This window comes from Lipingzhangella halophila (assembly GCF_014203805.1).
In the GTDB taxonomy this organism is placed as follows: domain Bacteria; phylum Actinomycetota; class Actinomycetes; order Streptosporangiales; family Streptosporangiaceae; genus Lipingzhangella; species Lipingzhangella halophila.
Window position 1 is genome coordinate 5,637,966 of record NZ_JACHJT010000001.1, and the last position, 21,986, is coordinate 5,659,951.

At 67.0% G+C, this 21,986-nt stretch carries 20 protein-coding genes and 1 tRNA gene; 9 read left to right on the top strand and 12 right to left on the bottom strand.

Annotated elements, in window-relative coordinates:
• Positions 1-8 precede the first annotated feature (8 nt).
• The 11 genes from F4561_RS25655 to F4561_RS25705 form a co-directional block, all read right to left on the bottom strand.
• Positions 9-2,354: a DUF8128 domain-containing protein gene (locus tag F4561_RS25655; RefSeq protein ID WP_312885535.1), complete on the bottom strand. Its 2,346-nt coding sequence runs from the start codon at positions 2,352-2,354 to the stop codon at positions 9-11.
• Positions 2,351-4,108, bottom strand: coding sequence for a VirB4 family type IV secretion system protein (locus F4561_RS25660; RefSeq protein WP_184582468.1), 1,758 nt, complete (start codon positions 4,106-4,108; stop codon positions 2,351-2,353). Before F4561_RS25660 ends, F4561_RS25655 begins: the two co-directional genes overlap by 4 nt.
• A complete protein-coding gene (locus F4561_RS25665) occupies positions 4,105-5,013 on the bottom strand; it encodes a PrgI family protein (RefSeq protein ID WP_184582471.1) in 909 nt (302 codons plus the stop codon). The genes F4561_RS25660 and F4561_RS25665 overlap by 4 nt, the downstream gene beginning before the upstream one ends.
• Positions 5,010-6,836, bottom strand: a complete 1,827-nt coding sequence (locus F4561_RS25670) for a TrbL/VirB6 family protein (protein WP_512698661.1) — start codon at positions 6,834-6,836, stop codon at positions 5,010-5,012. Before F4561_RS25670 ends, F4561_RS25665 begins: the two co-directional genes overlap by 4 nt.
• Before the next feature lie 3 nt (positions 6,837-6,839).
• On the bottom strand, positions 6,840-7,232 hold the full coding sequence (locus F4561_RS25675) for a pilin (RefSeq protein ID WP_184582475.1): 393 nt from the start codon (positions 7,230-7,232) through the stop codon (positions 6,840-6,842).
• Between the two features lie 225 nt (positions 7,233-7,457).
• Complete coding sequence (locus F4561_RS25680; protein WP_184582478.1) at positions 7,458-8,231, bottom strand: hypothetical protein; 774 nt, start codon at positions 8,229-8,231, stop codon at positions 7,458-7,460.
• 1,237 nt (positions 8,232-9,468) lie between these two features.
• Entirely contained in the window at positions 9,469-9,897 is a 429-nt protein-coding gene (locus F4561_RS25685; protein WP_184582480.1) for an S-adenosylmethionine decarboxylase family protein, read from the bottom strand.
• Positions 9,894-11,012: a hypothetical protein gene (locus tag F4561_RS25690; RefSeq protein WP_184582482.1), complete on the bottom strand. Its 1,119-nt coding sequence runs from the start codon at positions 11,010-11,012 to the stop codon at positions 9,894-9,896. Before F4561_RS25690 ends, F4561_RS25685 begins: the two co-directional genes overlap by 4 nt.
• Positions 11,009-11,689 carry a class I SAM-dependent methyltransferase gene (locus F4561_RS25695; protein ID WP_184582484.1) on the bottom strand — a complete coding sequence of 227 codons (681 nt, stop codon included), beginning with the start codon at positions 11,687-11,689 and terminating at the stop codon, positions 11,009-11,011. Before F4561_RS25695 ends, F4561_RS25690 begins: the two co-directional genes overlap by 4 nt.
• The gene (locus tag F4561_RS25700) at positions 11,686-12,441 is read right to left on the bottom strand and encodes a class I SAM-dependent methyltransferase (RefSeq protein ID WP_184582486.1); all 756 of its coding nucleotides are present in this window, start codon (positions 12,439-12,441) and stop codon (positions 11,686-11,688) included. The genes F4561_RS25695 and F4561_RS25700 overlap by 4 nt, the downstream gene beginning before the upstream one ends.
• Positions 12,438-13,538, bottom strand: coding sequence for an NAD(P)-dependent oxidoreductase (locus F4561_RS25705; RefSeq protein WP_184582488.1), 1,101 nt, complete (start codon positions 13,536-13,538; stop codon positions 12,438-12,440). The genes F4561_RS25700 and F4561_RS25705 overlap by 4 nt, the downstream gene beginning before the upstream one ends.
• A 170-nt stretch (positions 13,539-13,708) precedes the next feature.
• Here F4561_RS25705 and F4561_RS25710 point away from each other — a divergent pair, with 170 nt between their 5' ends.
• The 4 genes from F4561_RS25710 to F4561_RS25725 all read left to right on the top strand — a co-directional run bounded on the left by F4561_RS25710 (position 13,709) and on the right by F4561_RS25725 (position 17,510).
• A complete protein-coding gene (locus F4561_RS25710) occupies positions 13,709-14,287 on the top strand; it encodes a hypothetical protein (RefSeq protein WP_246437290.1) in 579 nt (192 codons plus the stop codon).
• A gap of 87 nt (positions 14,288-14,374) precedes the next feature.
• Positions 14,375-15,082: a helix-turn-helix domain-containing protein gene (locus tag F4561_RS25715; RefSeq protein WP_221445624.1), complete on the top strand. Its 708-nt coding sequence runs from the start codon at positions 14,375-14,377 to the stop codon at positions 15,080-15,082.
• Positions 15,079-16,275 (top strand): M20 family metallopeptidase, encoded by a 1,197-nt coding sequence (locus tag F4561_RS25720; RefSeq protein ID WP_184582490.1) that lies wholly within the window; start codon positions 15,079-15,081, stop codon positions 16,273-16,275. The genes F4561_RS25715 and F4561_RS25720 overlap by 4 nt, the downstream gene beginning before the upstream one ends.
• 278 nt (positions 16,276-16,553) lie before the next feature.
• The gene (locus tag F4561_RS25725; RefSeq protein ID WP_184582492.1) at positions 16,554-17,510 is read left to right on the top strand and encodes a 1-aminocyclopropane-1-carboxylate deaminase/D-cysteine desulfhydrase; all 957 of its coding nucleotides are present in this window, start codon (positions 16,554-16,556) and stop codon (positions 17,508-17,510) included.
• Here the strand turns inward: F4561_RS25725 and F4561_RS25730 are convergent.
• A tRNA-Ile gene (locus F4561_RS25730) sits at positions 17,492-17,565 on the bottom strand. The genes F4561_RS25725 and F4561_RS25730 overlap by 19 nt on opposite strands.
• A gap of 348 nt (positions 17,566-17,913) precedes the next feature.
• Between F4561_RS25730 and F4561_RS25735 the strand changes: the two genes are divergently transcribed.
• The 5 genes from F4561_RS25735 (at position 17,914) to F4561_RS25755 (ending at position 21,884) form a co-directional block, all read left to right on the top strand.
• Positions 17,914-19,077 carry a helix-turn-helix domain-containing protein gene (locus F4561_RS25735; RefSeq protein WP_184582494.1) on the top strand — a complete coding sequence of 388 codons (1,164 nt, stop codon included), beginning with the start codon at positions 17,914-17,916 and terminating at the stop codon, positions 19,075-19,077.
• Positions 19,078-19,139: 62 nt separating this feature from the next.
• The gene (locus F4561_RS25740) at positions 19,140-19,424 is read left to right on the top strand and encodes a hypothetical protein (RefSeq protein ID WP_184582496.1); all 285 of its coding nucleotides are present in this window, start codon (positions 19,140-19,142) and stop codon (positions 19,422-19,424) included.
• A complete protein-coding gene (locus tag F4561_RS25745; protein ID WP_184582498.1) occupies positions 19,421-19,720 on the top strand; it encodes a hypothetical protein in 300 nt (99 codons plus the stop codon). The genes F4561_RS25740 and F4561_RS25745 overlap by 4 nt, the downstream gene beginning before the upstream one ends.
• A 190-nt stretch (positions 19,721-19,910) precedes the next feature.
• Positions 19,911-20,591 (top strand): hypothetical protein, encoded by a 681-nt coding sequence (locus tag F4561_RS25750; RefSeq protein ID WP_312885538.1) that lies wholly within the window; start codon positions 19,911-19,913, stop codon positions 20,589-20,591.
• A 99-nt stretch (positions 20,592-20,690) separates the two neighbouring features.
• Complete coding sequence (locus F4561_RS25755; protein WP_184582502.1) at positions 20,691-21,884, top strand: styrene monooxygenase/indole monooxygenase family protein; 1,194 nt, start codon at positions 20,691-20,693, stop codon at positions 21,882-21,884.
• The last annotated feature ends 102 nt before the right edge of the window (positions 21,885-21,986 follow it).

A 21,986-nucleotide genomic window follows, 5' to 3' on the forward strand; every position in this document is an offset into this window, starting at 1 on the left:
CCCCACGGTTAGGTGTTGAGGCGCGTGCGGGCGTCGGCGGTGCGGGGTGCACGCGCTCGGGTGGGTGGGCTGTGTTGGCGGGCGGCCTGGCGTATCGCGGTCGCACGGCCGGGGATCCGGGGCGGCAACGCCCGGGTGCGCATGGTGAAGGCCGGCCGTTCTCGTCCGTTCACCAGCAGGCGGGCTGCCCCCTGATAGGCGCCCAGGTGGCTCAGGTCATGGGCGCCGAGTTCGGGCAGGGTGTGGTCCTGCAGGGAGGTGGCGTCTTCGGGGCTGCTCGTGAAGAAGATCTTTGAGCGCGCGTTGGCGGCCAAGGCTTTGCGGAGCTCGGGCGGGAGTTGGCTGAGTTCTTGGTGGGCCAGTGTGAGGCCGAGGTGGTATCCGCGGGCCTCGGCGAGCATGTCTGACATTGATCGCGGCAGCAGAAGAAAGTTGTGGGCCTCGTCGATGTAGGCGTTGACGTCGTTGCGTTGGTGTTCGGGGATCCCGACGCGTGAGGTGACGGTTTGCCAGGTCAGTGCGAGGGCGAATGCGCCGATGAGGCTGGCGGTGTCCTCGCCGAGGACTCCTTTGGGCAGGCGCATGAGCACTAGGCCGCCGTTGTCCCACACCTCAGGCAACGAGACCGAGTTGGGGCCGGAGGCCACCACGTTGCGTACCCAGGGCCGCAATAGGACGGTGCGCAGTTTGTTGAGGACGGGGCCGGTTGAGGACGTGCGTGCGTTGCGGGAGAGGTCTTCGTACCAGTGCCAGAATCCGGCGAGGAACTCGTCTTGGATTCGGCCGACGAGGCGTGCACGGTAGGCGTCATCGGCCAGGAGTCGGGGGATGTCGCCCAAGGTGAGGGTGGGGTCGTTGGCGCGGGTCAGCGTCAGGCTCGCTGAGCGCAGGATGTCATCGCTGCGTGGCCCCCAGCTCGAGGCGAACAGTCGGCGGAAGACGCCCACCACGGTGTCGCTGGTGAATTCGGGATCGGCTCCGTGGAGCAGGTTGAGTCGTGGTGGGGCTGCGTTGTCGTCGGGGTCCCACAGGACGACGCGTTCTCCTGCGTGCTTGGGCAGGCGCGCGAGGATGTCGGTGACGAGGTCTCCGCGTGGGTCGATCACGAGGGCGGGGCGGCCTGCGTGGGCGTCTTGGAGCGCGAGGTTGGCCAGCAGGGTGGATTTTCCGGATCCTGTTTTGCCCACGATGTGGGTGTGTTGGCGGGCGTCGGGCACCGTGAGCGCGACGGGGCGGGTGTTTCCGGTGTCGGCGTCTCCGATCACGCGGGCGTTGGTGTCGCCGGTGGGGATGCTGGGTGTGGGGGCGATGCGCCGGGCGCCCGCGCGCTCGAGGCCGGGGATGACCTCGTCGGTGGGGATGTGGGCCAATGCGGCGAGTTCGGACACCGAGAGCAGGTAGCCACGGGCGAGGTAGCGGTGGGTGCGCCATAGCTGGGGCCACCACATGCGCGAGCGGGTGAGTTGCTGGGTGCCTGATCCGAATGCGGCGGCGTAGCTGGCCACGCTGTGGGCGCGCCCGCGAAGGCGTTCGTGGGCTTCTTGGGTGGTGCTGGTCGTGGCGAGCAGGTAGCTGGCGTGGCAGGCCAGGCGGGGCGAGTTGGCCTTGGTGAGGATGGCGCGGATGTTGTCGGTGACGTCGGGCCAGGCGGGTGCGCGTGCGGTGGAGGGGCCGAGGGGATCCCACACCATGCGGGCGATGCCCATCGTGCGTCCGCGTAGGCGTGCGGCGCTGATGCGGGCGTGCTGGAGGCGCCACCCGGTGGCCGGTCGGGCGCACACGCGCACGCACACGGATTGGTCGGGTCCGAGGTCACGCACGGCCCCCAAGAGTGCGCGCATGGGGTCGTCGGCGAACGTGGTTCGCAGCGGGTAGTCGTCGGGGCGGGCCATGGCGAGCCATCCGCCGATCGCGTGGGTGCGTTCGTTGGCGTCGCGGTAGCGGGTGGCGGGGGTCGTGTGGGTGGTGGCTCCGGGCCAGTGCGCGGCGATTGCGCGCTCGACGACGCCGGGAGGGATGATCCCGGGCACCCACATCTGCAGGCGCACGCCGTTGGCGCTCGCCAGAACCTCGAAGGCCAGGTGGGGTTGGAGCAGCGCTCGGCGCCAGCGGGGCTTGAGCAGGCCCATGGCGTGCGCCCAGAACGCGTGCGCCTGGTCCATGGTGGCGGTGGGGGGTGGCTGGATTTCGATCACGCGGGCGCGGTGGGCAAGTATCGCGTAGCGCATCACGCGAAGACCTATGGTGGTGGTGACCAGGAACAGCCCTGCGGTGATGAGCACCGTCAGCGCGGTTGCGGCGGAGAGGCCGATCGTGGTGGTCAGGGCGTGGTCGATGTGGTCGTACGCGCTCACTCGCCCACCTCGCTGTCTTCGGCGAGTTCGGCCGGGTTGGTTGTGATCAGCCGGTGTTCCTCGGGGGAGGCCAGCGCGCGAAACCCCACCCGCTGGTGCCCGCTCACCAGGAGGGCTTCTCCGCGCTGTGCTGTGGCCACGACTTGTCGCTCCCCCTCGCTGAGCCCGAACGCCTCGGCTGCGGCGTCGAGATTCTGCGGGCCTTGTTTGAGCAGGATCTGGGTGGCCGCGTTGGACACGACGGCCCTGCCCAGGTCGGTGGAGAGGACGTCGCCGACGTCCTGGGTGATGACGGTCAGGCCGGCCCAGTGTTTGCGCAGGCTTTTGGCGAGTCGGTAGAGGTATCGGGCCCCGACGTCGGATTGCAGCACCGCCCATGCCTCGTCGACGGCGATCATGCGGGGGCGCCGGTCGTGGGGGTTGGTGACGGTGCGCCACAGGGCATCGAGGGCGAGCAGGATGCCGACGGTCTTGAGCTCGTCGGGCACGTCACGCAGGCTGATGACGGTGAGGTGGCTGCCCATGCCGGCGCTGGTGGGGCCATCGAAGAGTCTGGCGTGGGACCCGTGGACGTAGGGCTGTAGCCGTGTGACCAGTGACGTCGCGGCTGGGTCCTCGGCCGCGGTGAGCGTCTCGAGGAGGTTGGCCATGTGTGGGGCGTCGCGGTGCCATGTGCGGTCGTCGGTGGTGATGCCCGCGGCGGCGTATGTGGCGATGATTGCCCGGTCCAGGGCAGCGGTTTCCTCAGCGGAGAGTTCACCCACCATGGTGGCGACCAGGGTGTGCAGGAACAGCGCCCGGGTGGTCAGCGCGTCATCTCCGTGCGCGAGATCGAAGGGGTTGATCCGCCCGTGGGGTGTGCCCAGCGGGATGCAGGTGCCTCCCACGGCCTGGGCGAGCCGGGCGTACTCGTCGTCGGGGTCGATGATGGCGATCTCGACGCCGACGAGGAGGAGCCGCAGGATCTCGAGTTTGGCCAGGTAGGATTTGCCGGCGCCGGAGCGGGCCAGGATGACCGCGTTGTGGTTGTCGAGGTCGCCGTTGAAGCGGTCCCACATCACCAGGCCCGCTGAATGTGTGTTCTCGCCGTACACCACTGCGCTGGCGCCCAGGTCCGCCACGAGGTCGGGAGAGGCGATCGGCATCATCGTGGCGATGGCGTCGGTGTCCATCGTGCGGCGCACCCGTACGGGGTCGGTGCCCAGCGGCAACGTGGCGATCCAGCCCTCCAGCGCGCGAAACGTCGCTGGCACGGTGTCGATCATCATTGACGATGCCAGCGTGCGCACGTGCTCGACCTCCGCGGCCAGGTCGGCCTCGGTACTGGCGTGCACGGTCACGTACACGGCGAGTTTGAACAGCCGGGCTTGGGCGGTCGCCACACGCTGGGCGAGGTCTGCGGCGTCTTCGACCGCCGCGGCACGGTGCGGATCCTCTACGCGGCCTTGGTAGGCGTCCAGTCGCCAGGATGACTCCAGGCGCGCGCGGCGCTTGCGTAGCTGGGTGGAGGCCAGTGCGGAGTCCACGGGCTCGATGTGCAGCGCCACGTCGATGCGTCCCGGATAGGCCAGCAGCGCCATAGCCCAGCCGGGCGTGACGTCGCGAGGGTAGCCGGTCACGATCAGCGTCTGACTGTAGGTGTCATCCACTGTGAGTTGACGCGGCCCGATTTCGATGGCGGGGCCCGCCAGGGCGGTGGAGCCCTGCTCGGAGGCGAAGGACCGTGCAAGCAGGGTGCGAAGCCGAGCGATCATGCGAGGTCTCCATGGTCGGGGGCGGACTCGTGGTCGTAGGCATCGGGGCGTAGGCAGGTGCGCAGCACCGACTCCGCCATGGCGCCGTCGCACACAGTGGTTTGAAGCCCGAGCCCTGCCAGTTGGGCGGCAACGTCCTCGGCGCGGCGCAGCACACTGGCGCCGGCGGCCCCCGAGGTGCCCGCCGTGGTGAGGACAATGACGATGGCGCGCTGCAGCAGGTCGCGCTGGCGTTGCAGCTCGTCGAGGAAGTCGGCGTGGGCGTAGGCCGAGTCCTCCAGGGCGGGATGGGGCAGGCGAGGCGCGTTCTCGCGCAGTGTTGCGACCTGCGGTTGCAGATCGAACCGCACACCGCGGACGAGAATTTGTACTGGCTCGGTCAGTGAATGCAGAACGCTGGCGAAACGGGCGACCATGGTGTCCTGCTCGCGCACAGAGGCAAGCGCGAGATTGAGCGTGCTGCAGACAATCAGTGCGGCACTGCGGTGCTCGAGCACGACCACCCCCTTGGAGGTGATGGCCGAGGCCGGCAGCCGCAGTGGCTCCAGCCGCGGCTGCCTGGGCGGTGGGGGTGCCCAGGAGGGGAGCTCGGTGATCCCCTCGGGCGCAGCGACGCGACGCTTGGGTTTTCGGCTCCAGGCAAGCCCGGCCCACGCCAGGCGGTCAAGGCTGATGCCGTCCCGCTGTCCCACGATGAGCGCGATTGCCACACCGACAATCGGCACGGCCGCCCCCGCCAGTACCCAGATGTTGACGAGGTCTTTGAGCGCGATGAATCCCGCCCATACCAGCAGGATGACTGGTGTCACGATGACCAACTGGCGTGCAGTGAACGGGCCGATCAGTGGGTCAGGCCGGTCAATATCGGTGGGAATGTGCGCGTGCCATTGGGTCTGGTCGCTCATTTGGCACCTTCGTCTTTTGGTGTGGGGCGGGTGTTGCGGGGAAAGGGCAACCGGGGCTGGACCCAGCGGCGGCGGCGATCAGGTGGGAACAGCGCGGTCTGGTTGCGGCCGGGCCGGGGTGGGGGTGCTGGGCGCGGGTTGTCCCATATCTCGCCCAGGCGTGTGGGGGTGGTGCGCCCGGGAACACGCGTCGGTGGGGCTGTGGGGAGCACTCCTTGGCGCCACCGTTTTGCAGCGGGGAACAGTCCGGGCTGGACCGCCCGCTTGGAGTCATCGGCGCGAGGCGGCCGTGCGGTCTCAGGTCGGGGCGGGTGTTGGGGCTGCGCCGGCCGCGGCGCATTCGACTCGCGGGCCCACGGCGGCGAACTCTTGCGCTGGCGCACCGGCCGGGCGTCGTGCTTGGGCGGTGGGGTCTCACGCGTGTGGTGTGGCAGGACCCGGCTCCACATGCGCTGGAGAAACGTGGTTGTCGTGCGTGATTCGCGGTGCTGGGGCGCCGGTGCGGCGCTAGGTGCGCCCTGCCCCAACGCGGAGTTGTTCGTGCTGGCCCGCTGGGGTGGCGCAGCGCGATTGGTGGTAGCGCTGCTGGACGTAGGTGTCCGGGTTTCATTCTTTGTTGCAGGAGTACGGCTGGAGGTGCCGCGGCCTGAGGCTCCCGAGGTGGTGGATTTTCGACCCAGTACTGAGCCCAGAACACGCCGGAAAACAACAATGTTCGCCGCAGTAGTTACCATTCTAACCAAGGGAGATGATCCAACGGATCCCGACCACACCAACCTATAAACCCAAAAGGGAATCCTTATCTGGACATAGAGTAGAGTCAAAAACAGAAGTAGGTTGTAGAGGACCTGACTGTCGTCTAAATCCTCTCCTTCTCCTGGCATGGCGCCGAAGTACGCGAACTGTCCTTCGAAGAAGATCTTCATTAGCGCCGTGAACGCGACAGATTGGATGATTGGTATGGTGACCACCGCGGCCATGGATCTCCACCACATCGACGCGATCCGCTGCGACTGCGGCAGCGCGTGAAACATCAACATCATCGGCGCGAAGATCACCAACGTGGTCGACATCACCACGCGCACTACCTCGACCAGCAACCACACAATAATGAGGACGACAACGGCGACGAGCAGGAGCAAAACCCATACGACCGACTCTCCTACGATTACATCCATACGGTCGTAGAGGTTCTGCGCAGCCTCTTCCGGATTCACCGCGCCAACCGAGATCGCAGCAGAAACGTCGTTGCCAAATCGGATCATCTGAGTGGCGATCCACAATGAAAGATTCGCGGCGACGAAACCCAACACGATGCGCGGCGCGAGTTCGCGGGCGGAGTAGCGCGCCTGCAGGGTCTCGTGGCTCATCACTACGATTCCGGCCGCCATGATCAGCAGAACGTAGAGGACGTTTGCAATAGCGAGCGTCCCCGACCACAGGTCAGCGACATTTTCGGCAGGCTCCGGGGTGGAAAACGCCCACTCGCTGATCGCCCCGAACAACGGGTTCAGGGAATCACGGACCAGGTCACCAAACCAGTTCGAGATATGACAACTAATGTCAACCGTGTCGCAATCCAGCGCATCCGGTGTCTCCTCCGGAGCATCGTCTGAGTCCGCCTCAGGCTCCGAGCCCGGATCAGACTCGGGGCGCGAGGGTGGGGAGGGCTCTGGCCCTGGGCTCGGCTCCGGAGTAGAGCGAGGCTCCGCCGGTTGTTCCGAGTCCGAATCCGGGTCAGATGTCGACGGGGGCGAGGGCTCGGCTCCGGGACTCGGGCTGGGCTCGGGAGGCGGAACATTGGCCAGGCTCGCAAAAGACATGGCCTAGTCGCCTTCTTCCTCAGAAGCGTCCTCATCCTCCGAGGTGTCCTCGGTATCGGGAGGCTCGCCCACGATGTACTCGAGGATGCCCATCAGCACCGTCGCGAGGATCGCGATCCCATAACCGATCGCGGCCCCAACCAGAGCGCGCTTAGCGCGATCGATCTCGCTCGGGTCACCCCCCGCCAGCAACCATCGGATCCCAGCAATCGTGGCGAAAAGCGTGGCGAGTGCCGCCGCCAGCGCCACGATCACTGTGCGGATCCGTCCCACAACGTCGACCAACTCCTCAACGCCGGACTCGTCCACGGACTGGGCCAGAGCCGGAGAATCCCCCACGACCAGCACAAGCACCATCGCTACCACGGCCAGAACTGGGTCGGGCTGTCCCCGCAAGCGCGCATGTAACAGTCGAGGGCGCACCCCTCCACCTCCAGAAGCAGCTCCCGAGCAGGAGAGTCCGGCGCCACCCGGCGGGCTCCCCTCCTCTCCTCACGTTGTGAGCAGGTGTGATCATCTGTCAGGGCAGGCAGGCGATCAGCATCGAGGCAGCGCCGAACTCGACCGGAAAACTCGCCAGGACCACTGCCGAAGTCGACAGGCAGTCCAGGAGAAAATCCGTCAACCCGTGCGGTAACCCGCGGCGTCGGCGATCGTCGCCGCCGTACTCGACCGCGCAGAGATTGATCCATCTGCGATCGCAGCCACCAGGCGCGCCTCCGCGCGCTCACGCCGCTTATGCAGCGTCTTATAGGAGACGTCCAGATCCGCCGCGATTGCGACCAAGGTCGCTTTCTCCAGACGAGATTCAGCGATGAGTTGGGCGTCACCACGGTGCAGGACGCCGGCCCGCACTGCCTCGGCCAACAGCAGATCGGGATGTCCCCACGGAATCGGTGGAGCGGCCGACTCGCTGACTTGGTCGTTCACCGTGGGTTGACGTGTTTCACGGCGACGCTCTTGGAAACCCGCTCGCTGCGCCCGGCTCCGCAGTCGCCACGCCAGTCGAGTCCATTCTGGGTTGATTTGTCGCATGGCGGTGACAAAACCCGCCAGAATGGCGGATTCAACGTCATCGACCGCGGCGGGAGCCAGCCCTCGGCACACACGCCGCGCGCTCATACGCAGCCCCGGCATCGCCAGTCCGATCGCGCCGACCATCCACTCCTCATGCATACGAGCGCGCCTAATGACCTCGCACCACACCACATCGCGCTGCCGAGCCCCACGCGAGGAACCCAGCAGACAGGAGCGCGCCTGTACCAACGAGACCTCGCCCGCGCAGTCACAGCCGTCCATCACGACACGCAATTGATCACCGAGACGCTGAAACTGACGCTCCGCTTCCTGCAGTGGTGATCGCCCATTCCCCACCGTTTGGTCCGAGGCAACCATGCCGTCCTCCTTGGATCCGAAACTCTGACCCCACCCAGACGACACGGCCCGACTTTCGTGGCACGCCCAGCGCATAACCGCGGAGCCAACGAACCACTCACGCCACCATTTCGCTGCGCAGACACCCGCACTTCGTGGCCTGCAGGAAAGAAGAAAAATTGGCTGCCGTGTGCACCGAGACAACCCCACGCAATGGCAGGTCCGTAAGCGGTCACACCCCCGGGCGTTAGCGGAACGCCAGCATTGTGTTAGCGAGCGTGTGAATCGTGAATATTCAGGTCACCGCACACCAAAAGACCGTGAGCCCAGTCCTGAACCGAAGCAACATCACACGGTCACGATTGGGGTGCTGACGCACATCCTCGGCGACTGACTGAAACGCTCCGCGATGCTGCTTGCGTGGCCATTTTCCCGGGAGGCACGCTGGAATATGGTCCGCTCCCGTTCCGCAGCGGGGCGTCGCTGGCGCGAGACTACTATCCGTTGGACAAACTTGGGGAACGTCGGTTCTTATCGCATTGTCTGCCCATCCGCGCCGATAGCCTAAGCGGGACAATCCGTTCATGATTGGGGAGCACCCGCGTCCGTGGGGACTGGCGGGGCGTGACGAGCCTCCGTGTCGCAGTGGGCACGGTGCCGCTTGGGTCCAAGGTGGTGATGGTGGTCCCGTTCCCCCTGGTGGCACTCGGAGCTGTTGTTGAGCCAGCGAAGATGTCAGTGGAAGCGGGGGAAGCTCAGGTTCGTGGAACGGTGCGATTTACGAGCCCTCACAGTAATGAACGAGTGCGATCCGCTGGTCGGCGTGTCCGGCGATGTGGAGGACCTCGGCGAAACGCTCCCAGGCCAGATACCAGCTCGGACATTCAGAGAAGTACAGCGGCTCGACGTCCAAGTCACCATGATGAACCAGACCACGCCTAAGACCGGAAACCATCCCTGCTCGACATGGAGGCTGAGAAACACCGGCGCGCGTACAACGAACTCACCCCCGCGCAGGCGGGGAGCACCACGTGGGGAAGTCCTCGCCGATCTCGCCTCCGGACTCACTCCCGCATAGGCGGGGAGCACCAGGCACACATTGAGCTGACCGAGGACGACCCGGACTCACCCCCGCGTACGCGGGGATAGGTGCGAGCCGGCGGGGAAGCTCAAGGGCGTCGCAGGCGAGCTTTTCGTGCCTCGGTCTGCCGTCCAGGCCGCAGTGGCGACCGGCGATTTAGAGGTCTCAACAGATCTTTTAGTGACTGTTGGGCTCAGGGCTGGACTGCTGGACCGGGGTACGGGCGGGCATTACATGAAGGCGATTGTCCGAGGAGCAGGCAAACGGACCGAGGCGCGGGTCGGCCCGCCGGATGTGGTGGTGGCGCGTTTCGGTGGCGCCGAACAGGTGGGTCAGGGGTGTCAGCGCCTGTTCGGGTGGGGTGTTTGCGCGGCAGGTGACCAGGTCGATCTGGGCGAGATGGTATTCGGGCCAGGTGGAGACCACCAGGTGGGATTCGGCGAGGACCATCATGCGGGTCGTTCCGTGGGTGGGGAACTGGACTGGGGCGTCGTGGAGCACGTGCACGCCGAGCAGGTGCGCGGTGGTGTGCATGGCGTGGCCGAGTTGATCGGGGGCTGGGTCGGGGTGGGTGCAGTCGAGGAGATCGACGGCGAGGCAGATCATGCGGGGACTCCGAGATGGCTGGGACGCAGCAGGGTGGTGAGGTGGTCGACGGTGTAGCAACGGTGGAGGCGTCGGGGTTCGGCGGCCCACCGGGTGGTCTCCTGCCACAGCGCTTCGAGTGCCTCCTCGCCGTAGGCGTCCAGCAGGAGATCGAGGTCGAGGAAGGCGGGGGGCAGGTCGGCGTACTCGCGGCCGTATTTGACGTAGAGGCTCTTGGAGAGTTTTCCGCCGGTGCGGTCGAGGACCATGGGGGTGAACAGGCTGATGGGCCAGTCGTGGGCGGGGATGTCGAGTAGGGCGAGGGCGGGGGCGATGACGTGGGAGAACCAGGCTCCTCCCCAGTCAGGCCCGTCCATGGATATTGAGCACGCGTCGTAGTGGTCGCGTTCGGCCGCAAGTAGTGCGACTTTCTGGACGGAGCGCACGGGGGTGTTGGCGTCGTACCAACCGCTGGTGCCGTGGATGGGGATGGTTTCTCGGTAGGGGCCGTGGTGGGGGCAGACCGAGTCGAGGAGCACCTCGCGGTCGCCGGCGCTCATGGTGAGGTCGTGGGCGTCCTTGTCCACGAGGTGGCACCGGGGGCAGCGAGGGCGGACGCGGATGCGCCCATCGGCGGGGGCCAGTAGGGGCGCGAATTCGTCTTGGCGTTGGGCGATGGCATGCAGGCAGGTGCGCACCGGGAGGAGTTCCTGGTAGACGGCGTAGGGCCGTTCTTGCCAGGCGATGGTGCTGCGGGCCGAGGCCCAGGTGAGTAGGCGGCGAAACCCCGAGGTGCGTTCGTGGGCGTCGAGGTGTCCGTGGTCGATGAGGTCTTGGACGGTGCGGGTGTAGTGGCGGCCGTGGATGGTCAGGTGCTCGGCCGGTGCGTTTTCGAGGCTGTCGAAGATGATGGTGGCGGGCATGTTGAGGTCGTCTGCCATCCGGGCGGTGAGGGCGAACACGGCCAGGATGGTGGTGACGGTGCCCAGATGTGGGTGGCCGTTGAGTTGGGCGGCGGTGGTGACGCGCAACTGGGTGCGTCCGTGGGCGGCGGCGCGGACGAGGTCGGTGTTGGTGTGGGTGAGGTGGGCGATTCCGGTGGGGGCGAAGTACAGACCGCTGGAGAGCTCGTTCATCGTGGGATCCTCCGGGCGAGGTAGGTCCAGATGTGGGGGAAGTCGGGGTCGGTGCTGGGGAGGCGGTCAAGCTGGAGCAGGTGGAGGTTGGCCTGGCGGGCTGCGTGCTGGTAGGCGCCGTGGGTGAGGTGGACGCGCCCCGTCGAGTCGGCGGGGACCCAGTTGGCGCCGGCTGCCCACCCGTGCTCGGGCAGGTGGGCATGCAGGCGGGTGAAGGCGTCGGTGAAGTGGCCTGTGTTGCGGCAGAGTCCGAGAAGTCCGAACTGGGTGAGCAGGTCGGCGCTGAGCACCCGTAGTGGGAGCCGCTCGGGAGTGAGACAGTCGGCGACCAGAGTGGAGGTCAGGCACCGGCAGTGTTGGGGGAAGGCGTCAGCGTCGCGCCCGCACAGGGCTAATGCGACCGTGTGGATACCGCGCGGGCGTCCGGTGCGCGCGAATGCCGTCAGGGTGGCGAGCCGGTCAGGGTCGGTGTCGACAGATGTCAGCCGGCGGGCGTTCAGGGCGATGGACCACAGCAGACTCTCGGAACCACTGCCCAGGTCACTCCAGGTGTGTACCGGCGGGGTTCGGCCCAGTAGGGCCAGGATGTGTTCGGTGCCCTGACCAAAGCGAAAGACGTCGGCGTAGTAGGTGTCCCAGTAGAGTGCGGCGTCCAGCACCGTGCGCGGGGAACTCATCGGCTTCCCGCAATGGCGAGGAATTCGCGGAGACCGGAGCCGGCGTGGGTGTGGGTGGTGGTCCAGCCGGCGTGGATGACCGCGTCCTCGACGTCGACCGCGGTGGGTAGGGCCAGGTGCACGTGGGCGGTGCGATCCTCTTGCCCCCCGGTGGTGTAGGTGAACTCGATGTGGACCCGGGCTCGGTTGGGGCTGTGGTGTTGGCGCCGGTGGCGCAGCACCTCCTGGCCATGGGGAGCACGGAAGCGGTGGTCGCGGATTGGTTCGCCGTCGGCCAGCGCCGGGGTGTAGAAGCTGCCCCCCGGACCTTCATCGGAGGCCAGGTGTTGCAGGAGCAGCTGAGTTCCTGGGCGGACGGCCTCACGCAGGTGAGCGAGCACATCGGTCAGTGGCGTTTGGGCGGCGAGCTGGTTCAGCGCCCCGTGGGGGACCACCACCAGCTCCGCCTGGGGGAGGGCCGGCAACTGGTGAAGGAAATGGCACCCCACCGCGAGCTCGGACACTCCGGCGTCGCGGGCGTGCTGTGTGGCGACGCTGAGCATGGGCCAACTGGCGTCGATCAGCTGCACGCGGACCCCAGCGCGGGCGTAGGCGGGCAGGAAGTGTCCCGTCCCACAGGGGAACTCGACCACGTGCGCGATGCCGTCCAGGGCCTGGGCCAGCAAGTAGGGGGTGGTGGGTCGGCACTCGGCGCGGGCCCAGGCGGCGCGGTCGCGGTAGGAGTCCACCACTACCTCAGCGGGGGCGTTCATGCGACCGCTCCCGCCGTGTACCGCTCAGCATGCTCGCGCAGCACCGGGTGCACCAGCGCTCCTGCCCGTGCGACCATCGCGCTCTGCACGGCTGGGTCGTCGGCGCCGTGGAGCACATGGCGGGCCAGCCGGAGCAGGTAGGGGGCCGCGGCATGGGTGTAGGCGTGTGAGGCGGTCACCGGTACCGCTTTGGGAAGAGCGTCGAGTTTGACGTGCAGAACCCCATTCACCATCCGCGGCGGGGCGCCCGGCTTCTGGACCGGTCCGGCGGTGGGCAGGTAGCCGTTCCCGTACCCGCAGGTGGCATCCACGATCACCGCGCCCGGGCGCATGGTGGCCAGGTGGTCTCGGGTGATCATCGCCGGGGTGGTGTGGGTGGAGATGAGGATGGCGCCGATGACCAGGTCGGCGGTGGTCACCAGCTCGGCGAGCCGCTCAGGGGTGTTGGTCTCGACGCGCACCCCTGCGGGGGCGCGGCGTTCGTGGGTCGTGGCGGTGTGCGAGGTGCGCGTCAGGACGGTGACGTGGGCCCCCAACCGTGCGGCCGTGTGGGCGGCCGCCGCGCCAACGTTGCCGTTGCCGATGACCACAGCGTGGGCCGGTGCGGCGCCGGGCACACCACCGAGGAGAACCCCGCGGCCCTCAGGACGTTGAAGCGCCTGGGCTCCAGCGAGGACGGCTTGGGTTCCGGCGATCTGCCCGCCCGCCGTGGCCAAGGGGAAGGTTCCACGTTCGTGTAGGAACTCGTAGCTGAACGCTCGCACCCGGGTGCGGGTCAGCGCGGTGAGCATGTCCGGGTCGCCTTCGGCGTGGAAGATCGCGCCGATTGTCTGCTCAGGGGCGAGACGGTCAAGGTCGGTGGCGGGGCCTGGCTTGTACCGCAAAACCAGAGGTGCCGACCACACCTGCTCGGGCGCGCAGAACTCCACCTGCGGCAATGCGGTGTCGTCCTGACCGATACCAGCGCCGATACCAGGCTCGCTGATAACGCGGAATCCGGCACCGGAAAAGGCGTGGGCAAGCTGGGGAGTCAGCAGGGTGCGGCGTTCATCGGAGTCACTTTCGCGGGGAAACCCGATTGTGCGGGAATGGGGCATGGTGTCCTTACCTTTCCTTCAACCCGTCGGCGGCTGACTCCAGACTCACCCGAAGCCAGGCACGCAACCAGCTCACGCCTTCGCCAGTAGTTGTCCACGCCGTTGTTCATCGGTGAGTCGACAACAGGTGGACAATCCGAGATCAGGTTGGGCAACCTCCTGCCCCGCCGATGCCAATGGGGCTAGAGTGGCTCATTCACAATGCCGACCGCCGTGGCGCCGAAGGGATGTTCTTCCACGTGCACAACGAGTCGTTGTTCGACATGTCCGCCCCTACCGTCCGGGTGGTGATGTCGCTTAACGCCCAGTGGTACGAGCTGATGTGGCGCGGCGAGAAGACCCACGAGTTCCGACGCCGCTACCTGTCCGGTGCTCCGACCCAGTGGTTCGTCTATCTGACCGCGCCCGACTCGCGGATGTGCGCTGTCATCGACCTGGACATCGCGATCGAGGACACTCCCGAGAACATCGCCCAGCTCGCCGAGCGGATGCGCCCCGGCAACGGGGAGACGGTGTTGCCCTACCTCGCCCGCGACGGCAAAGAATTGGGGTATGCGTTGCCCATCAGGCGGGTACGGGAATTCGAGGGTTTCTCGGCCGACGAACTGGACCAAATGTTGGACGGGAGCTTCACCGCGCCTCAGGGATACACGCTCGTGGACCGCCACCCGGCCTGGCAGGCGGTGTGCGACAAGCTGGTATCGACCCCGATCGTCCGAGAGACCACCATCGAAGGCACAACTCCTTGACCTAGGACGTGGTGCATGACACCACCCGCCCCCCACTCCAGCCCTTTGCGTCAAGCCCGCACAAACCGGGGTGCCACCCTGGAACAGGTGTGTGCCGATCTCGATCACGCCAGCCCTGACGGCGCCAGCGGGGTCACGCCGAGCATGCTGTCTGGCTGGGAGCGCGGACGCCACACCACCAGCTCTCGCTACCGCAGGCTCCTCGCCCACTACTACGGCGAACCCGTGCACGTTCTCTTCGCCCACCAAGACGAATCACCCATCGAGGCCAGTGACTCCCCACGGCTCATCACCGATCCGCAGTCGCTGAGAGACGCCATGATCAACGTGGTGAGTTCGGCTGAGGAGTATCTGGCGGTGGCGGGGTCACGCTCGCGCGACCAGAACTACCTCACAGCGATCGAAACCGCGCTACACCAGCGCCCCTCTCTGGTGCACTACCGACTCCTGTTCGGCTCACCCCGCACCCAGCCCCTGTTCGAGCACCTGGAACACCTTCTGGAGATCCGCGACCCCCAAGACCGCTCCTTGGGCATGAAAACGCTGCACATCGGCCTCATCGACACGGATCTGCCCGAACGGTTCTTCTGCGCCTGCGAGCACACCGCAGTTGTACCCTTGCCCTCATTCATTTCGGTCTACGGGTTCGACTGCGGTGTCGTGCTCGGCCCCAACGCTGCTATGCGACTCGTGGACCACGCACGCCAGGGGTATGCTGCGGCATCTCGGGTCGAGAACCCGACGGTCCTGCGTTCGTTGAACGCCGACACCACACGAGACCGGTACACCGCATGAACCTTCCCGAGCCCGCGGCCGCGTCGGCCCGCGCCCACGCCGATCTCGACTCTGTGGTCGCACTCACCCAAGACCTGGTGCGCATCCCTACGCGCGGCGGTATCGACCCCTACGACGCGGCAATCGACCACCTGATGGGCTGGATGGACGATCACGGCCTCGCCCCTCAGGTCCTGCGGGACGCCTCGGATACCGCGGTCGCGGTCGCTGCCCGCGTCCAGGGCCGCCAGCCCGGACGGACCTGGGTGCTGGACGCCTGTCTGGACACTGCGCCCTTCGGCGACGAGGACGCCTGGCACCACCCGCCCACCAGCGCGGCCCTGGAGGATGGCTGGTTGTGGGGACGCGGTGCGGCCGACTCCAAAGTGGCTGTCGCGATTTTCTGCCACCTGGCCGCCCGTCTGCTCCAGCAGCCCCAGACCCTGCGCGGCGAGGTGGTCGTGCTGTTCGACCTCGACGAGCACACCGGCGGATTCGCGGGCGCCCGCCGTTACTTCGACTCCCCGGACACCCCCGCCGACATCGGCGGAGTGATGATCGGCTACCCCGGCATGAACCACATCGTCATCGGAGGACGCGGAGTCCACCGGGCTCGACTGCACGTCCACGGCGTCGCCTCCCACTCCGGAGCCAGCCGCCCCACCCCTTCCGCCATCGCCAAGGCTGCCGAGATTGTCACCGCGCTGAACCTCGCGCCACTGCCGGGCCCCGCCGACGGATTCGCAGCCGGAAAGCTCACCGTGACCGCGATCGACGGCGGCCAAGGATTCTCGACCGTGCCGGATCTGTGCACCCTCAGCGTTGACGCCCGCACCACCCCCGCATTCGACGACGCCCACGCCGCTCAAACCATCGCCGATATGGTCGCCAAGGTCGACACCGACTGGCCCGAGACTCCGCCGACACTGATCGAAGCCCACACCCGCTGGCCCCCCTACGCGCTGAACCACGACGCGCCCCTACGCACAGCGCTCACCACCGCGGCCGCCCACCACGGCTTCTACCCGGCAGCCAAGATCGCCGGGCCTTCCAATATCGGCAACTACCTCGCCCGCCTCGGCATACCCGCCACCGCCGGATTCGGGCCACACTACGAGGGCCTACACGCCACCAACGAACGCGTGCGCATCGACACAATCCCCACTGTCCAGGCCATCTACGACCACGCCCTCCACCAACTCACCAACCCTTGACCCGAATCCGGCCCCTTGCGTGTGGCCAATGACGCTGCGGAAGCGCTGCCTGAGCCGAACACACCTCCTGCTCAAGCGGCGATCACTGCTTCCTCGGCCCCGCCACCTCGGGCAATAGCAGGTCGGCTGCACCATGACCGCCGAAGAGGGACCACGTGCTGTAGCTCGATGCGCCCGGCCAAGTGCTGCCACGCGTGCCGTGACGTCCCTCGGAAGACGTTCCTGCACCCACAGGCGCCCACGCTCCTCTGAGATCACGCACCAATCGCAGCCCTGACATGACGAAGGCCCCGGTCTACGCTGCGGTTGTGTCAAAGTTTGATCGCGTGGAATCACGCCTGATGCCGCAGCCCTCTCCATTGGAGAGGCTGGTGGATGAGCGTTTCGCGGCGCGCGGTGTTCGGGTGTTACTCAAGCGCGACGATCTTGTCCATCCGGAGATCCCCGGCAACAAATGGCGCAAGCTCCGGTTGAACCTGGACGAAGCGCACCGACACCACCGCCGGCCGTTGCTCACGTTCGGCGGTGCCTATTCGAACCATCTGCGCGCGGTCGCCGCAGCCGGGCACCGCTACGGGTTGGCGACTGTGGGCGTGGTGCGCGGCGAGGAACTGGCGCGCAAACCATTGAACTGGTCGCTCACCTACTGCGCGGACCGCGGAATGCGACTGGTCTTCCTGGACCGCTCGACCTACCGGCGCAAACACGACCCCGAGGTGATCGAACGACTCAGCGAGGAGCACGGCGACTTCTTTCTGCTCCCCGAGGGCGGGTCCAACGCACTCGCCGTCAAGGGCGCAATGGACATCCCCAGTGAGATCGAGGTCGAGTACGACGTGATCTGCTGTCCGGTCGGCACGGGCGGGAGCCTGGCCGGCATTGCCGCCGGCCTGCCGCCCCAGGCGAGCGCTGTCGGGTTCTCCGCGCTCAAGGGAGGTGACTTCCTGGTGGGCGAGGTCGCGCGGCTCCAGGCGGAAGCCGGAGTTTCAAGTGCGAACTGGCGCGTCGAGACGAGATTTCATTTCGGTGGATTCGCCAAGCGCACTCCGGAGCTCGACGCGTTCATTGCCGATTTCGAGCGGCGCCACGGACTCAGGCTGGAGTGGACCTACGTCGCCAAGATGATGCACGGCATCGTCGAGTTGTCGAGCAGTGGCGACATCCCGGCCGGCGCCACCGTGGTCGCCGTCATCACCGGTCCGGCGACAACTGATCGTGGGGCGGGTGGGACTTGAACCCACGACCTACAGATTATGAGTCTGCTGCTCTAACCAGCTGAGCTACCGCCCCCCGGCCACAGACTACGACGACGTGAGCACGTTACCCCTTCATGTAGTAACCACGAATCATCCGGGTCGAGGCCGCGGCCGCTGCTGTAGTAGAGGCAGCGGCTATGCCTGATCCCCGAGTAGTCCGGCCCCACGGTGCCGCGCGTAACGTGGCAGTCGTAAGGGCAGCGGCAAGCAGCCCTCCTGATGGATTGAGGGGCCCAGCACCATGGGTACGAACGTCCCGCCCAATGCTGACCACGTCACGGTCCGGTCGCGCCCCTGACATGAGGAAAGCTCCGCCCTACGCTGTGAGTGCGACCAAACAGCTGGAAGCGGAGCCATGGATAACTCTACCCACACACCTTCCATGGGGAAGAGGGTTCGCGCCGCCCGACGCGCCAAGGGCATGAACATCGCCACCCTGGCTGGGCTCATTGGCCGGTCCAAAGGGTGGATGTCGATGGTTGAGAATGGTCAAACGCCGCTCGACAAGCGGCAGGACATCGCCGCGATCGCCGAAGTCCTCGAAGTGTCGGCTGACACTATCCTCGGCGAGCCCGCCGACGACATCAACGCGCGCCTGCCCAGCGTCAACCTGGTCAGATTGCGCGAAGTCCTTCACGAGTACTCTCTGGACGATCCACCTGACGTGCCCGTGCGGCCCCTCGACCAGACCGCCGCCGACCTCCGCACGTTGGACGACCAGTTGCGGCGTACCGACTACGACGCCATGATGCGCACCCTGCCCGGCGTCTTGGACGAGCTGCACGCCGGGGCGCACCTGCCCGAACCCGCCCGGTCGGAGGCGTTGCGGCAGCTCATCACCGCCTGTGGTCTGGCCGTGATCGTCATGAGGCATTTCGGGCACTCCGATCTGGCGTGGATAAGCGGCGACCGGTCCCGTCAGGCCGCCGTGTGGCTAGGCGATCCGGTCTGGGATGCGGCGGCGGCCTATCAGCGCGCGCATGCCCGCTCCTCGGCGAACCGATCCCGGGCGTTGCTGGCTACCCCCAGGATCGTCGACGAACTAGAGCCGCACATCGGTGATGATCCGATGGCACATCAGGTGCACGGGATGCTGCGACTGTCGGCAGCGCTAGCCCAGCAGGTCAGCGGGGATCATGACGAGGCGCGGCGCCAAGCTGAGGAGGCCGCACGGTTGGCCGCACGGTTCGAGATCCCGGACGACCCCAACGCGTGGGAGTTGTTCGGAGTGTCCAACGTCGGGGTGTGGAGGACCACTCTCGCCGTGGAGGCGGGGGACCCGGCCGCGGCCATGCGCATCTCAGACCAAGTCAACACGGCAGCGTTGGCCTCCAAGAACAGGAAGGCAGCCCTGCACATGGACCGGTTCCGGGCTCTACACATGCTCGGCCGCGACAAGCTCGCCGGACGCGAACTCCAGAAAGCAGAACGGCTGTCCGTCGCCCAGGTGCGGCACTCTCCCCTCATCCAGGAGACAGTACGCGACATGACCGCGATCAAAGATCCGGTTCTGCGCGGGGTGGCGTGGCGCATGGGCGTCATCTAATCAGCCAAACCCGGTTCAATTCTTTGAACTTCTGGCACGGGCGCGCGACTTAGCGTCGCAGCATGGACACCGCGTCCCCTGATCACGACATTCTTGCCCGACTGAACGAGCAGCATGCCGGTACGTGGCACATCTGGCACTCCCGTGACAGTCGCCGCCTGACCGGGCATGTGGCCATCCTCTGTGTCCAGGACACTAGCTGCGCCCCCACGGTGCGCGCGGACAGCGTCGACGACCTTGAGCTGCACCCCATGGCCCCCGGAGAGCGGGTCGGTAAACCGTTCCCGCGCCAGACGCGGCCAGAGTTGGCCGGGGAGAACACCAGCGTCACGGGGGTGTCCCGGTGAACGCTCCGTGCCCCCTGGCTTCCGATGCGGCGTTGCAGGCGTATCTGCGAACTCTGACGCGCACCTACGTGGTTGGGCTGTGGCACATCACCCCTGACGGCACGGAGTGCTGCCACGCGCGGCACGTCCTCGTGCCCTACGTCGGCACGCCCGAGGGCCTCGCTCGCAAGCATGCGGTGGGCCGTGCCGCGGCGCTGGTGGAGGCGGAGCGGCACCACTGGTGCGGCGCCACAGCGGCGAGCTTGCACACCTACCGCGTCGAGTTGGAGTTCACCGCCGATCGTGGGCCCTGGTAATCGCCCACGCCCCAGACGATGCTCGATCCTCTTTACCCCCACCCCCTTGTGGAGACTACTGATGCCTACCCCCTCAGATTCAACCCTGGCTCCGCGGCTTTCGGTCCGTGATCCGTTGGTGCACCACAGTTTGGTGACAGCGGTTCCCGCGTCCGCGGCGGCGCTGTCCCGTTTGGATTATCAGGCACTGATGATCCATCGGGCGGCGGAGCGTCCGCAGGCGGTACTAGAGCTGGCTGCCCGGTTGGACCTTTCCGTTGGCGCGGTGGTCGCCTACGTGTATGCGCTGTGTGAGGCGAACATGGTCAAGGTCGCCCCCACGGTTGAGGCCGGCACCCAGCTCGCTGATCGGGTGCTGCAGCGCCTCACCCGCAGGAGCCGACGAATCCCCAAGGATGTGGGCCAGGGGGTTCCCTCCGCTCGCATCTCGGTTGCTGGCCCGTTGTGCCGATGGGTCCTCTTCCGTGAGGCAGGCGGATTCACCATCGACTCGGATCCACGACCCCAGCAGCGCACGTGTGCCCGTAAGGCTGCCGGAGACGACGTCGCCGTCCTCGTTGTGGGCGACCCTCGCCTGCCCGACAGCAGCATCGACCGCCATCCCGGGCGGGATGCTCTTGCGATGATCCTGACCTTCGATGAGGACGATCCTGGCCACACTGCGACGATCGTGGAGCTGTGTCGGGCGCGCCAAGTGCCGGTGGTGGCCGTAGGGGTCGACGGTGCCGAGGGCGCCCGGGCCGCCCGCGATGCGGGAGTTCCGGTGCTCGATTGGGATGTGCGCACCTATCCCTGTCTCAGCGAGGCGCTGGCAGTGCTACAGCGGCCCACCTCCCGCAGCGAGTTCGCAAGGGAGGCCGCTCGTGCCTGAGGTGCGATCCACACACCGGGTGCCGCGCGCCCTGGGCCTGGTAGCACTGGCCAACGGGCCTGTGGGTGCCTCGCCGCTTGCGGGAGAGGGGAGGTCGCGGTGAACGTCGCCATCGTCGGGGCGGGCCAGTCCGGGGTAATTCTGGCCCACCTTCTGCTCAATGCCACGATCACTGTGGATTTGTTCACCAGCAAGACCGCCGAGGAGCTGCGGGAGGGTACCGCCGAGGTCACCCAGTTGACGTTTCCCTCCACGCTGCACGCGGAACAGGACGCGGACCTGGATCAGTGGTCGCAGAAAGCCCCCCATTTCGCGACCGCGTCTCTGACTGCCCGCCCCGAGCAGGGTGATCCTGTGGGGTTCACGGGGCGTCTGCCTCAGCGTGGCGGGATCGCTGTGGATCCGCGCGTGAAGATGCCCGACCTGCTCGACCTTGTCGAGCGCAGGGGCGCCAAGGTCCATTATCACGGCGTCACGGTCTCCGAACTGGACTGGTACGCGCGCACGCGCCGCTATGACCTCATCGTTATCGCGGTGGGCAGCGGTGAGCTCGGGGCGCTGTTTATTCCCGAGCCTCACCGGGCTCCGGGGCGTCGGCGGGTGATCTCGCAGGTCTATCTGGCGGGGATGCGTCCGGGCGCGGCCGATCTCGAGGTGACCACCACCCCGCATGGCGAGGTCTTTCGTATCCCCACCCTGACTGCGGACGGGCCCGCCGACAGCCTGTTCATGATCGGCGATGTCGGCGGGGAGCTGGATTTCCTTTCCGGTGCCCAGCGGCCCCGGCGCATCGACGTGTTCGCCCAGATCCGGCAACGGCTCCACCGTTTTGCCCCGGACCAGCACGCGCGTTGTGCCTCGGCCGAGCTGCTTGATGAGCGCGACACCATCCTTGGCTATGTCGCGCCGGTGGCGCGCAGCCCGGTGGGGATCCTGCCCTCGGGAGGGCCGGTGCTGGGCATGGGCGACACGGTGCGCCCCCTATGTCTGACGACTGGTCAGGGGTGGGCGGGCTCCACGGCTGCGGCCCTGACGTATCGCGACCGCATCCTCGCCCACGCCGAGGCTGGCCGCCCTTTCGATACGGGGTTCATGCACGCGACCTGCCAGGCCCACGACGAGCAGTTCGTGCAGCCCGCCCAGGCGTTTGTGGACATGGTGGCCAAGTTCTGGTCCGGCCAGCTCAGCGACGCCGACCAGCAGCGTTTCCACACGGCGGTGCGGGACCCGGCAGCGGCCGATGCCTGGTTCGCCGCCTGGGATGACCCCACATTGTTCGCTACCCCTGCCTAACCCGACCCCGCCCCCTCGTCGAGCGCGCCCCGTGGCCGAACCCGACCCGCGCACCACGGCTGGCCTACTCCTTGTCGGCTGAATCGATCCCACGACCCCTCA